Below are 13,459 nucleotides of genomic sequence, written 5' to 3' on the forward strand. Positions count from 1 at the left end.
GTTTCTGCCAGCTTGACGGTGACCGAAAAGCCCCGCACATGCGGGGCTTTTTGTTTTGCGCGCACGCGCGGGCCCCCGACGCGGTATGCTCTCCCCTTTCCGCGGCGACAGCCGACGGAACGCAAGATCAAAAAGCGTAACGATGGAGATGCAGCATGAAATTCGACGTGGCGATCGTCGGCAGCGGCCTGGCAGGGCTGTCGGTCGCACTCAATCTGGCCAGCACGCGACGTGTCGCGCTGATCGCGAAACGTTCGATGATGGAGGGGGCGAGCGATAACGCGCAGGGCGGCATCGCAGCGGTCCTCGACTCGGCGGACAGCATCGAGAACCACGTCGACGACACGCTGGTCGCCGGTGGCGGCCTGTGCGACGAAGGCGCGACGCGCTACATCGTCGAGCACGGCCGCGAAGCGATCGAATGGCTGATCTCGCAAGGCGTGCCATTCACGAAGGACGACGCGGCCGAACTCGGCTTTCACTTGACGCGCGAAGGCGGTCACAGCCACCGCCGGATCATCCATGCGGCCGATGCGACCGGCCATGCGGTGCTCGCGACACTGTCGGAGCGGGCGCGCCAGCATCCGAACATCACGTTCCTCGAAAACCACCACGCGATCGACCTGATCACGTCGGACCGGCTCGGGCTGCCCGGCCGCCGCTGCCACGGCCTGTATGCGCTCGACGTCGACAACGACCGCACGATCACGATCGAGGCGCCGCACACGGTACTCGCCACCGGTGGCGCGGGCAAGGTCTACCTGTACACGACGAACCCCGATACCGCGACCGGCGACGGCATCGCGATGGCATGGCGTGCCGGCTGCCGCGTGTCGAACATGGAATTCATCCAGTTCCACCCCACCTGCCTGTTCCATCCATACGCGAAATCGTTCCTGATTTCGGAAGCCGTGCGCGGCGAAGGCGGCCTGCTGAAGCTGCCCGACGGTACGCGCTTCATGCCCTCGCACGATCCACGCGCCGAGCTCGCGCCGCGCGACATCGTCGCACGCGCGATCGACTTCGAGATCAAGAAGCGCGGGATCGACTGCGTGTATCTCGACATCAGCCATCAGCCGGAAGCATTCCTGCGCGAGCACTTCCCGACGATCCATGCGCGCTGCCTCGAATTCGGCATCGACATCGCGAAACAGCCGATCCCCGTCGTGCCGGCCGCGCACTATACGTGCGGCGGCGTCGTCACCGATCTCGCGGGCCGCACCGATCTCGCCGGCCTGTATGCGGTCGGCGAAACGTCGTACACGGGGCTGCACGGCGCGAACCGGCTCGCGAGCAACTCGCTGCTCGAATGTCTCGTGATCGGCCGCGCGGCAGCCGGGGCGATCGAGGCCGCCGGCTTCGACGCCGACACGCCGGCCGCGCTGCCCGCCTGGGACGAAAGCCGCGTGTCGGACGCGGACGAGGAAGTCGTCGTGGCGCACAACTGGGACGAATTGCGCCGCCTGATGTGGAACTACGTCGGCATCGTGCGCACCGACAAGCGTCTCGAACGCGCGAAGCACCGGCTGTCGCTGCTGCGCGACGAAATCCACGAGTACTACGCGAACTTCCGCGTGACGCGCGATCTGCTCGAACTGCGCAACCTCGTCGACGTGGCAACGCTGATCGTGAAGAGCGCGTACTCGCGCCGCGAAAGCCGCGGGCTGCACTACAGCCGCGACTGGCCGCATACGCTGCCGAAGGCGCTGCCGAGCGTGCTCACGCCGCGCTCGCGCCGCTAAGCGGCGCGCCGCCCTTCCCGGCTGCGGCCGCACAAGAAAAAGGCCGTTGGCGTTTGCGCGCCAACGGCCTTTTTGTCCGATCGGACGCGAATCGGTCAGTCGACGATCCGCATCGAATAGTCCGTCGCCCGCACGTCCTTCGTCAGCGCGCCGATCGAGATGCGATCGACGCCCGTCTCCGCGAACGTGCGCACCGTATCGAAATTGACGCCCCCGGACACTTCGAGCACGGCCTTGCCGGCCGCGACGCGTACCGCTTCGCGCATCATGTCCAGCGTGAAGTTGTCGAGCAGCACCGATTGCGCGCCATGCGCGAGTGCCGTGTCGAGCTGCGCAAGCGTCTCGACTTCGATCTGCACCGGCACGCCCGATTCGAGCGCGAACGCCGCATCGAGGGCTTCACCGACGCCGCCTGCCGCCGCGATGTGGTTCTCCTTGATCAGGATGCCGTCGTACAGCGCGAGACGCTGGTTCTCGCCGCCGCCCACCCGGACCGCGTACTTCTGCGCGAGCCGCAGCCCCGGCAGCGTCTTGCGCGTATCGAGGATCTTCGCGCGCGTACCTTCGACACGATCGACGTAACGGCGCGTCGCCGTCGCGACGCCCGACAGCAGCTGCAGGAAGTTCAGCCCGTTGCGCTCGGCCGTCAGCAACGCGCGCGCCGGCCCCTCGAGTTCGCACACGGCCGAATCGGGCATCATCCGGTCGCCTTCGCGATAGCGCCATTGCACGACGATCGACGGATCGATCCGCGCGATCACGGCCTCGAACCACGGCACGCCGCACAGCACGGCTTCCTCGCGCACGATGATCCGCGCACGGCGGCGCTCGGCGGCCGGCACGAGCCGCCCGGTCTGGTCGCCGGCACCGACGTCCTCGGCGATCGCGTCGGCCACGTTGCGCGCGATCGCTTCGTCGAATGCCGCCCCGTATTGGGCGCGGACGGCGTCGAACAGCGGGGAGACGGCGTTGCTCATGCGGCCCCCACGTTCGCGAACAGCTGCTGGTCGCGCTGCAGGTCGCCGCTCGCCTGCACGCGCTTCTTGTGCGCGGCCGCGAATTCGAGCATCCGGTCGATCGGCAAGCGCGCGCGTTCGCCGATCGCGGGATCGACGAAGATCTGGTTGTGACCGCGCTCGAGCACGTCGGCGAGGTTCGCGAGGCCGTTCATCGCCATCCACGGGCAGTGCGCGCAGCTCTTGCAGGTCGCGCTGTTGCCGGCCGTCGGCGCGGCGATGAAAGTCTTGCCGGGCGCGGCAAGCTGCATCTTGTGCAGGATGCCGAGGTCGGTCGCGACGATGAAGCGCTTCGCGTCGAACTTGACGGCCGCGTCGATCAGCTGCGTGGTCGAGCCGACGACGTCGGCCTGCGCGACGACGTTTTCCGGCGATTCCGGATGCACGAGCACCTTCGCGTCCGGATATTCGGCGCGCAGCAGGTCGAGCTCGATGCCCTTGAACTCGTCGTGGACGAGGCACGAGCCCTGCCACAGCAGCATGTCGGCGCCGGTTTTCTTCTGGATATAGCTGCCGAGATGGCGGTCCGGCGCCCAGATGATCTTTTCGCCGCGCGCGTGCAGGTCGGCCACGATCTCGAGGCCGATCGACGACGTGACCATCCAGTCCGCGCGCGCCTTCACGGCCGCGCTGGTGTTCGCGTAGACGACCACGGTACGGTCCGGATGCGCATCGCAGAATGCCGAGAATTCGTCGACCGGGCAGCCGAGGTCGAGCGAACAGGTCGCGTCGAGATCGGGCATCAGGATGCGCTTGTTCGGGCTCAGGATCTTCGCGGTCTCGCCCATGAAGCGCACGCCGGCGACGACCAGCGTCTGCGCGTCGTGATCGCGGCCGAAGCGGGCCATTTCGAGCGAATCCGCCACGCAGCCGCCCGTTTCGTCGGCCAGTTCCTGCAGTTCGGCATCCACGTAGTAGTGGGCGACGAGCACGGCCTTTTCACGGGTGAGCAATGTCTTGATGCGCGCCTTCAGCGCAGCGCGCTCCTCGGCGGACGGCGCATCGGGCACCTTGGCCCATGCTTGCCCGACGCTACAGACGGTGCCTGCCGACACCGGCCGGTCGTACTCGACGGATTTGATCGTCGATTGCATCTCCATATCTCCTGTCGACCCAAGTTAGCGCTTCAGCGCTTACTTGGGTCCCATGCTTCGCGGTCGGCCCAAGTTAGCGCTTTAGCGCTTACTTGGGTCCATGCTTCGCGGTCGGTGTGAGCGGTTTTTCGGCCCTGACGCGGCACCCAAACTTCACACCAATTCCGGCGCCTGGGCCATCCTGCAAAAACCAGCCGCCCAAATGAAAAAACCCCGCCAACGCGGGGTTTGTGACGTCCTGAGATTCTAATCGATTTCGAATCAGGCGTAGCGGCGCAGGCGCGTCGCGAATTCCTGCAGCGCCTTGATGCCGCTTTGTTCTGCGCGATGGCACCAATCCTGTAATTGCGCGAGAAGCTGTTCGCGCGACGCGGTCGAACGGTCCCAGATCGCGGCGAGATCCTGGCGCAGCTGGAAGTACGTATGCAGCTTCTGGCTGTTCGCGAAGATTTCCGGCAGCAGCTTCTTCTGCGGCTCGTCGAGGCCGTCGGCGTCCTTGTGGAACCACTTGCGCGCGCTGCGCATCAGCTGGTACTTCTCGCTCGAACCGAGTTCCTTCAGGTGCGCGAGCTCCTGGCGGTAGGCACGCTTGACGGCCTTGCCGTAGCGAGCCATCACTTCGTAGCGGTTCGACAGCACGGCCTGCAGCGTTTCCTGGTCGAGCACCGTCTTAGGCTTGTTCAGACGCGGCGTGGGCGCGACCTTCTTCACCTTCGCGAGACCGAATGCCGACATGATGCGGATGTACATCCAGCCGATGTCGAACTCGTACCACTTGTTCGACAGCTTCGCCGACGTCGCGAACGTATGGTGGTTGTTGTGCAGTTCCTCGCCGCCGATCACGATGCCCCACGGGAACAGGTTCGTGCTCGCGTCGGCCGAGTTGAAGTTGCGATAGCCCCAGAAGTGACCGAAGCCGTTGACGACGCCCGCCGCCCAGAACGGAATCCACACCATCTGCACGGCCCACACGGTCAGGCCGAGCACGCCGAACAGCGCGACGTCGATGACCATCATCAGGCTCACGCCGAGAATCGGGTACTTCGAGTAGACGTTGCGTTCGATCCAGTCGTTCGGCGTGCCGTGGCTGAACTTGCGCATCGTCTCTTCGTTCTTCGCTTCCGCGCGATACAGCTCGGCGCCCTCGAGGAACACCTTCCAGATGCCGCGCGTCTGCGGGCTGTGCGGATCTTCCTCGGTCTCGCACTTCGCGTGATGCTTGCGGTGAATCGCGGCCCACTGGCCGGTCAGCATGCCGGTGGTCATCCACAGCCACAGGCGGAAGAAATGGCTCGCGATCGGATGCAGCTCCAGCGCGCGGTGCGCCTGGCAGCGGTGCAGGTAGACCGTCACGCCGATGATCGTGACGTGCGTGACGGCGAGCGCGAACAACGCGACCTGCCACCACGAAAAATGCAGGAGCCCGTGGGAAAGAAAATCGAGCAGGGAATTCAACAAGGCAGTTACCTGTGATGAGAGCGACGCCCGTTGGCGTCAGAAGAATGAAAGCATACCGCGTGTAGACCAGAATTTTACTTCAACCGTTCCAAGTCTTTGTAAAAAATGAACATTTTCTTGCCCTCACGCAATCCGCGCGGTCCATGGGCGGACTGGGAAAGGCCTGCGATCCGGTTTCGACCGCGAAATCGGTACGATTGACCGGCCGCGAGCGCTATGCCGCCGGCGCGCGCGCGCCCAGCGCACCGTTGGCGGCAGCCGGATCGCGCCCGGCCGCCGCGCCGGCCGCGGGAAAGCCGTCCGGCAGTCCGACCACGCGCACTTCGCGCTGCGGAAACGGAATGGAAATCCCGTGCTCGCCGAACAGCCGCCAGATGTTGCGGTTCACGCTCGAGCGCACGCCCGACGTGCCTTTCGCCGCATCCTCGATCCAGAAACCCAGCTCCAGGTCGATCCCGTCCGCGCCGAAACTCGCGAGGTACGGCGTCGGCGCCGGCTCGGCCAGCACGCGCGGCACGTCCTTCGCGGCTTCGGCAAGCAATGCGAGTGCCTGCTCGACGTCGCTCGTGTAGGCGACCTGCACCGCGACCTTCGCGTAGCCGCGCGTCAGGTACGACGACTGGTTCTGCACGACGTCGGTGATCAGCTTCTCGTTCGGGATCAGCGTCTCGTTGCCGTCGAGGCCGCGCACGACCGTGTAGCGCGTGCGGATCTGCGTGACGACGCCCTGCAGCCCGCCGACGCTGATCGCATCGCCGAGCCGCAGCGAGCGGTCGAGCAGGATGATGAAGCCCGACACGTAGTTGCTCGCGATCTTCTGCAGCCCGAACCCGAGGCCGACGCCCACCGCGCCGCCGAACACGCCGAGCACCGTCACGTCGATACCGACGAGCGACAACCCGATCAGGATCGCCGCGAACACGAGCAGCGCGCGGCCGACCCGCGACAGCACGACCTTCAGGTTCGCGTCGAGCGTGCTCGCGCGCGACAGGCGATCCTCGAGCACCGAGCCGAGCCACATCGCGACCATCAGCGTCACGCACACCCACAGCGCGCCGGAGATCACCGACAGCAGCGTGAGGTGCGCGGTCGCGACCCGGAACTGCACGCTGTCGAGCCAGCCGAGCACGTCGCGCTGGATGCCGAGCACGGTCATCACCATCGCGGCCCACACGACGGTCGACACGATCTTCTCGACGACCGACAGCCACGCGTGCGTGTGGCCGTCGCGCGCGAACACGCGCCGCGCGAAGAAGAACAGCACGTAGATCAGCCCGATGCCGAACAGCGGCACGAGCGCGAGCGACAGCAGCGACGTCGACATGAACGGCTCGAACGCGAGCTGCGCGCCGCCGACGAACACGCCGCCGAACAACGGAAACAACGCACGCTTCAGGCTTTGCGCGCCCGCGCCCGGCGCGCGTCCGGCTGCCCGGCGCCGCGCATCGATCCGAGCGTGCACGAAGCGCGCGGCCACCCACGCGAGACACAGCGCACCGACGAGAATCGCCGCCTGCCAGATCATCACCGGCTGGTGGAAATCGCGAATCACCGATGCCAGCCGGCGCGACAGCAGGCGGCTCTGCAGACTCTCCATCGTCCGTCCGGCCAGCCGTTACTGCGCGGCGCGGCGTTCGAGCACCGCGGCGAAGAAGCCGTCCGTCGCGTGACGGTGCGGCCACAGCGACAGGTAGTCGCCCGTCTCGAGTTCGACGCGCTGGTCGGCCAGCACCTTCTGCGCCGGCACCAGCACGAACTCGGGATGATCGGCGAGGAACTGTTCGACGATGCGCTCGTTCTCGGCATCGAGCACGCTGCAGGTCGCGTAGACGAGCCGGCCGCCCTTCTTCACGAGGCGCGCGGCGCTCGCGAGGATCGACGCCTGCTTCGGCGTCAGCTCGTCGATCGCGGTGCGCGTCTGGCGCCACTTCAGGTCGGGATTGCGGCGCAGCGTGCCGAGGCCGCTGCACGGCGCGTCGACCAGCACGCGGTCGATCTTGCCGGCGAGCCGCTTGACCTTCGCGTCGTGCTCGCTGTCGATCAGCACCGGGTTCACGTTCGACAGCCCGCTGCGCGCGAGGCGCGGCTTCAGCTTCGCGAGGCGCTTCTCCGACACGTCGAACGCATAGAGGCGCCCCGTCGAGCGCATCATCGCGCCGAGCGCGAGCGTCTTGCCGCCCGCGCCCGCGCAGAAATCGACGACCATTTCGCCGCGCCGCGGCGCGACCAGCGAGCACAGCAGCTGGCTGCCTTCGTCCTGCACCTCGATCGCGCCTTCCTCGAACAGCTTCAGGCGCGTCAGCGCCGGCTTGCCGACCACGCGCACGCCGAACGGCGCGAACGGCGTCGCGCCCGCATCGATGCCGCTCGCGCGCAGCGCGTCGATCACCTGGTCGCGGGTCGCCTTCTGCGCGTTGGCACGCAGGTCGAGCGGCGCCGGGTAGTTCAGCGCGGCGGCGAGCTGCGCGAGCTCCTCGGCGTCGAAACGGGCCGACAGCGCCTGGTGAATCCAGTCGGGCAGGTTCGTGCGGATGCGCACCGGCAGGCTCGCCGGATCGATCTTCGACACGTGTTCGAGCCATGCCGACTCGGTGTCGGACAGGAACGGCTTCAGCGCATTGCGACCGACCGTCTGCATCAGGCCCAGCAGCGTGAGGCGCCGCGCGGGCGTGCCGGTGCCGCTCTCGGCCAGATGCGAAAACTCCATCTTCCGGCGCAGCACCGCGAACACGGCCTCGGCGATCACGCCGCGCTCCGCATGCCCGAGCTTCGGGTGCGCACGGAAGAACCGGCTCGTCGTCGCGTCGGCGGGGCCGGCGAATTTCAGCACCTCGGCCAGCAAAGTCTCGGTCTGGCCGATCAGGAATCCGTGCAGCTTCATACGCCCTCACTCGTTTCGGTATGCGGTTGATCCGCGAAAATCCAGCGCGCCTCGTCGGGCGCCACCACTGCGCGGCCGTTCTCGAGGCGCAGCCGCCCCTCGACGAACCAGCGCACCGCACGCGGATACAGCACATGCTCGACCGCCAGCACACGCCCCGCGAGCGCGGCCGCGTCGTCGCCGGCGCGCACGGGCACCGCGCCCTGCGCGACGATCGCGCCGCTGTCGAGCTCCGGAATGACGAAATGCACGCTCGCGCCATGCAGCGCGACGCCGGCGTCGAGCGCCTGCTGGTGCGTGTGGATGCCCTTGAAGCTCGGCAGCAGCGACGGATGGATGTTGAGCAGCCGGCCTTCGTATCGTCTGACGAATGCGGGCGTCAGGATGCGCATGAAGCCGGCGAGGACGACGAGATCGGGCGAGAAACGGTCGATCTCGGCGGCGAGCGCCGCGTCGAAGCTGTCGCGGCCGTCGAACGACCGGTGGTCGACCACCGCCGTCGCCGCGCCGTGCGACGCGGCAAAAGCCAGTCCGGCCGCATCGGGCCGGTTGGCGATCACGGCGGCAATCTCGGCCGGCCAGCGTTCCTGCGCGCACGCGCGGACGATGGCCTCCATGTTGCTGCCGCGACCGGAAATCAGGATCACGAGTTTTTTCATCCGCGAATTTTACCATTCGCCCTCGCGTTTCCCGCCTTCTCGGCCGTCGGCCCGCCCGAACGTTTATAATCTTCTGCTTTGCGGCATTCCACCGCTCATTCCCCGACGCTGCATCCGCTATCGTGAAAGTCTTCCGCGGCCTGCCCAACGCCGAGAGCCGCGCCCCGTGCGCGCTGACGATCGGCAACTTCGACGGTGTCCATCGCGGCCACCAGGCCCTGCTCGCGCGCGTGCGCGCGGCGGCGGACGCGCGCGGCCTGCCCGTGTGCGTGATGACGTTCGAGCCGCACCCGCGCGAATTCTTCAATCCGGCCGGCGCGCCGCCGCGCATCGCGATGCTGCGCGACAAGCTCGAGGCGCTGCGCGAGCACGGTGTCGACCGCGTCGTCGTCGAGCACTTCAACCACACGTTCGCGAGCCAGTCGCCGCAGGCGTTCGTCGAGCGCACGCTGGTGAACGGGCTGCACACGCGCTGGATGATGGTCGGCGACGATTTCTGCTACGGCGCGAAGCGCGCGGGCACCTTCGATACGCTGAAGGCGGCCGGCGAGCAGCACGGCTTCGAGGTCGAGCAGATGGGCACGGTGGCCGGCAGCGACGGCACGCGCATTTCCAGCTCCGGCGTGCGCGCGTCGCTCGCCGCGGGCGATCTCGACGCGGCCGCGCAGGCGCTCGGCCACGGCTATGCGATCAGCGGCCACGTCGCGCACGGGCTGAAGCTCGGCCGCGATCTCGGCTTCCCGACGCTGAACCTGCCGATCGCGCACAAGCGGCCGGCGCTCGCGGGCATCTTCGTCGTGCAGGTGCACGGCCTCGGCCCCGAGCCGCTGCCGGGCGTCGCGAGCCTCGGGCTGCGTCCGACCGTCGACGATTCGGGCCGCGTGCTGCTCGAAGTGCACCTGCTCGACTGGCACGGCGACGCGTACGGCAAGCTGATCCGTGTCGAATTCCTGAAGAAGCTGCGCGACGAGGCGAAGTTCGACGATCTCGAGGCGCTGTCGCGCGCGATCGCGCTGGACGTCGCGAACGCGCGCGCGTACTTCGTCGAGCGCGACCGTGCGCCGGGCAGCCGGGCGACGGGCTTCGCGACGTCGGCCACCGACCGAATTAGCTGATCCGGACGGCGGCGCGCTGGCGCCGCACCCTCGCGCGCCTGCTCGCGCGCCTACCCGATTCACGACGCCCGAGCGTCCCCCGATTTAGATAGCGATCCCATCATGAGCAACAAGAAAGCCGATTCGAAACCGCAGGCCAAGTATCCGGTCAACCTGCTCGACACGCCGTTCCCGATGCGCGGCGACCTGCCCAAGCGCGAGCCGCAGTGGGTCAAGGAGTGGGAAGAGCGCGGCATCTACGACAAGATCCGCGCGGCCAGCAAGGGCCGGCCGAAGTTCATCCTGCACGACGGCCCGCCGTATGCGAACGGCGACATCCACCTCGGCCACGCGGTCAACAAGATCCTGAAGGACATCGTCGTCAAGTCGCGCAACATGGCCGGCTTCGACGCGCCGTACGTGCCGGGCTGGGACTGCCACGGCATGCCGATCGAAATCCAGATCGAGAAGCAGTTCGGCAAGTCGCTGCCGGCGGCCGAAGTGATGAGCAAGGCGCGCGCGTACGCGACCGAGCAGATCGAGAAGCAGAAGGTCGGCTTCAAGCGCCTGGGCGTGCTCGGCGACTGGGCCAACCCGTACAAGACGATGAACTTCGTGAACGAGGCGGAAGAGATCCGCGCGCTCGGCAAGATCATCGAGAAGGGCTACGTGTATCGCGGGCTGAAGCCGGTGAACTGGTGCTTCGACTGCGGCTCGGCGCTCGCGGAAGCGGAGGTCGAGTACAAGGACCGCACCGACCCGACGATCGACGTGATGTTCGCGTTCGCGGAGCCGGAAAAGACCGCGCACGCGTTCGGCCTGCCGGCGCTGCCGCGCGCCGAAGGCGGCATCGTGATCTGGACCACCACGCCGTGGACGATTCCCGCCAACCAGGCGCTGAACCTCCACCCGGAAATCGTCTACGCGCTCGTCGACACCGAGCGCGGGCTGCTGATCATCGCGCAGGAGCGCGTCGAAGCCTGCATGGCCGACTTCAAGCTGACCGGCCGCGTCGTCGCGACCGCGCCCGGCGTGAAGCTCGCGAACCTGCGCTTCCACCACCCGCTCGCGTCGGCCCACCCCGGCTACCAGCGCACCGCGCCCGTCTACCTCGGCGACTACGTGACGACCGATACGGGTACGGGCGTCGTGCACTCGTCGCCCGCGTACGGCATCGAGGACTTCCAGTCGTGCAAGGCGCACGGGATGACCGATTCCGACATCATCAACCCGGTGATGGGCGACGGCCGCTACATCGAGTCGCTGCCGCTGTTCGGCGGCCTGTCGATCTGGGACGCGAACCCGAAGATCGTCGACGCGCTGAACGCGGCCGGCTCGCTGCTGCGCAGCGAGAAGTACACGCACAGCTACATGCACTGCTGGCGCCACAAGACGCCGATCATCTACCGCGCGACGTCGCAATGGTTCGCCGGCATGGACGTGGCGCCGCGCGACGGCGGCAAGACGCTGCGCGAGACGGCGCTCGAAGGCGTCGACGCGACCGCGTTCTACCCGTCGTGGGGCAAGCAGCGCCTGTTCAGCATGATCGCGAACCGTCCCGACTGGACGCTGTCGCGCCAGCGCCAGTGGGGCGTGCCGATGGCGTTCTTCGTGCACAAGGAAACCGGCGAGCTGCACCCGCGCACGCTCGAGCTGCTCGAGGAAGTCGCGAAGCGCGTCGAGCAGTCGGGCATCGAGGCATGGCAATCGCTCGACCCGCGCGAGCTGATCGGCGACGACGCGAACCTGTACGAAAAGAACCGCGACACGCTCGACGTGTGGTTCGACTCGGGCACGACGCACTGGCACGTGCTGCGCGGCTCGCACAAGGATCAGCTGCAGTTCCCGGCCGACCTGTACCTCGAAGGCTCCGACCAGCACCGCGGCTGGTTCCACTCGTCGCTGCTCACGGCATCGATGCTCGACGGCCGCGCGCCGTACAAGGGCCTGCTCACGCACGGCTTCACGGTCGACGGCGAAGGCCGCAAGATGAGCAAGTCGCTCGGCAACGGCATCGACCCGCATGAAGTCGCGAACCGCCTCGGCGCGGAAATCATCCGACTGTGGATCGCGTCGACCGACTATTCGGGCGAGCTCGCGATCTCCGAGGAAATCCTGAAGCGCGTGACGGAAGGCTATCGCCGCATCCGCAACACGCTGCGCTTCCTGCTCGCGAACCTGTCGGATTTCGACTTCGCGCAGCACGCGGTGCCGGTCGACGAATGGCTCGAGATCGACCGCTACGCGGTCGCGTTCTCGCAGCAACTGCAGACGGAACTGCTCGGCCACTACGAGAAGTACGAGTTCCACCCGGTCGTCGCGAAGCTGCAGACGTACTGCTCGGAGGATCTCGGCGGCTTCTACCTCGACGTGCTGAAGGATCGCCTGTACACGAGCGCCGCCGATTCGCGCGCGCGCCGCTCCGCGCAAACGGCGCTGTACCACCTGACGCAAGGCCTGCTGCGCGTGCTCGCGCCGTTCCTGTCGTTCACGGCGGAAGAAGCGTGGAAGGTGTTCCAGCCGGCGAGCGACACGATCTTCACGGAGACCTACTATGCGTATCCGGAAGTCGCCGGCGCGGCCGCGCTGATCGAGAAGTGGGCGCTGCTGCGCGACGTGCGCGGCAACGTGACGAAGGCGCTCGAGGAAGCGCGCACCGCGAACCGCATCGGTTCGTCGCTGCAGGCCGAAGTGGCCGTGCATGCGAGCGGCGCGCGCTACGACGCGCTGACGAGCCTCGGCGACGATCTGAAGTTCGTGCTGATCACGTCGGCCGCGACGGTCGTCAAGGTCGACGACGACGCGCAGGAAAGCGTCGACGTGGCCGCGTCGAAGTACCAGAAGTGCGAACGCTGCTGGCACTACCGCGAAGATGTCGGCGCGCACGCCGATCATCCGACGCTGTGCGGCCGCTGCTTCTCGAACCTGTTTGAAAACGGCGAAATCCGGAGCGCTGCATAAATATGGCGAAGACCCTGTCGAAACCGGCCAGCGGCGCGCTCGCGCCCTGGCTCGGCATTTCGCTGATCGTGATCCTGTTCGACCAGTTGTCGAAGATCGCGATCCTGAAAACGTTCGCGTACGGCGCGCAGCATGCGCTGACGTCGTTCTTCAATCTCGTGCTGGTGTACAACCGCGGCGCCGCGTTCGGCTTCCTGTCGGCCGCGAGCGGCTGGCAGCGCTGGGCGTTCACCGCGCTCGGCATCGGTGCGACGCTCGTGATCTGCTTCCTGCTGCGCCGTCACGGCCAGCAACGCCTGTTCAGCCTGTCGCTCGCGCTGATCCTCGGCGGAGCGCTCGGCAACGTGATCGACCGGCTCGTCTACGGTCACGTGATCGACTTCCTCGATTTCCACCTCGGCGCGTGGCACTTCCCGGCGTTCAACCTCGCCGATTCCGCGATCACGATCGGCGCGGTGCTGCTGATCTACGACGAGCTGCGGCGCGTGCGCGGCGCGCGCTGAGCGCGCATACTCCGTGTCGACGGCCGGCTTCGCGCCGGCCGTTCCGTTTGA

At 67.1% G+C, this 13,459-nt stretch carries 10 protein-coding genes; 4 read left to right on the plus strand and 6 right to left on the minus strand.

Features of this window, described 5'->3' with window-relative positions; genetic code table 11:
- Nucleotides 1–155 precede the first annotated feature (155 nt).
- Nucleotides 156–1,742 carry an L-aspartate oxidase gene (nadB, locus tag CFB35_RS13140; RefSeq protein WP_059576836.1) on the plus strand — a complete coding sequence of 529 codons (1,587 nt, stop codon included), beginning with the start codon at nucleotides 156–158 and terminating at the stop codon, nucleotides 1,740–1,742.
- 95 nt (nucleotides 1,743–1,837) lie between these two features.
- Here nadB and nadC read toward each other — a convergent pair whose 3' ends face one another.
- The 6 genes from nadC to purN form a co-directional block, all read right to left on the minus strand.
- The gene (gene nadC, locus CFB35_RS13145; protein WP_059576839.1) at nucleotides 1,838–2,719 is read right to left on the minus strand and encodes a carboxylating nicotinate-nucleotide diphosphorylase; all 882 of its coding nucleotides are present in this window, start codon (nucleotides 2,717–2,719) and stop codon (nucleotides 1,838–1,840) included.
- Nucleotides 2,716–3,852 carry a quinolinate synthase NadA gene (nadA, locus tag CFB35_RS13150; RefSeq protein WP_059576914.1) on the minus strand — a complete coding sequence of 379 codons (1,137 nt, stop codon included), beginning with the start codon at nucleotides 3,850–3,852 and terminating at the stop codon, nucleotides 2,716–2,718. The genes nadC and nadA overlap by 4 nt, the downstream gene beginning before the upstream one ends.
- 261 nt (nucleotides 3,853–4,113) lie before the next feature.
- The gene (locus tag CFB35_RS13155; RefSeq protein WP_059576842.1) at nucleotides 4,114–5,310 is read right to left on the minus strand and encodes an acyl-CoA desaturase; all 1,197 of its coding nucleotides are present in this window, start codon (nucleotides 5,308–5,310) and stop codon (nucleotides 4,114–4,116) included.
- A 214-nt stretch (nucleotides 5,311–5,524) separates the two neighbouring features.
- Nucleotides 5,525–6,907, minus strand: coding sequence for a mechanosensitive ion channel family protein (locus tag CFB35_RS13160; RefSeq protein WP_059576844.1), 1,383 nt, complete (start codon nucleotides 6,905–6,907; stop codon nucleotides 5,525–5,527).
- A gap of 18 nt (nucleotides 6,908–6,925) precedes the next feature.
- Nucleotides 6,926–8,191, minus strand: a complete 1,266-nt coding sequence (locus tag CFB35_RS13165) for an RsmB/NOP family class I SAM-dependent RNA methyltransferase (protein WP_059576847.1) — start codon at nucleotides 8,189–8,191, stop codon at nucleotides 6,926–6,928.
- Nucleotides 8,188–8,850 (minus strand): phosphoribosylglycinamide formyltransferase, encoded by a 663-nt coding sequence (gene purN, locus CFB35_RS13170; protein WP_059576850.1) that lies wholly within the window; start codon nucleotides 8,848–8,850, stop codon nucleotides 8,188–8,190. Before purN ends, CFB35_RS13165 begins: the two co-directional genes overlap by 4 nt.
- Nucleotides 8,851–8,972: 122 nt before the next feature.
- On the opposite strand from purN, the gene CFB35_RS13175 reads away from it, so the two are divergent.
- From CFB35_RS13175 to lspA, 3 genes are all read left to right on the plus strand, one after another.
- Nucleotides 8,973–9,965, plus strand: coding sequence for a bifunctional riboflavin kinase/FAD synthetase (locus CFB35_RS13175; protein WP_059576853.1), 993 nt, complete (start codon nucleotides 8,973–8,975; stop codon nucleotides 9,963–9,965).
- Nucleotides 9,966–10,067: 102 nt separating this feature from the next.
- Nucleotides 10,068–12,905: an isoleucine--tRNA ligase gene (gene ileS, locus CFB35_RS13180; protein WP_059576856.1), complete on the plus strand. Its 2,838-nt coding sequence runs from the start codon at nucleotides 10,068–10,070 to the stop codon at nucleotides 12,903–12,905.
- Between the two features lie 2 nt (nucleotides 12,906–12,907).
- Entirely contained in the window at nucleotides 12,908–13,408 is a 501-nt protein-coding gene (gene lspA, locus CFB35_RS13185) for a signal peptidase II (protein WP_059646204.1), read from the plus strand.
- The last annotated feature ends 51 nt before the right edge of the window (nucleotides 13,409–13,459 follow it).

The organism is Burkholderia sp. AU16482 (assembly GCF_002223285.1).
GTDB lineage: Bacteria > Pseudomonadota > Gammaproteobacteria > Burkholderiales > Burkholderiaceae > Burkholderia > Burkholderia semiarida.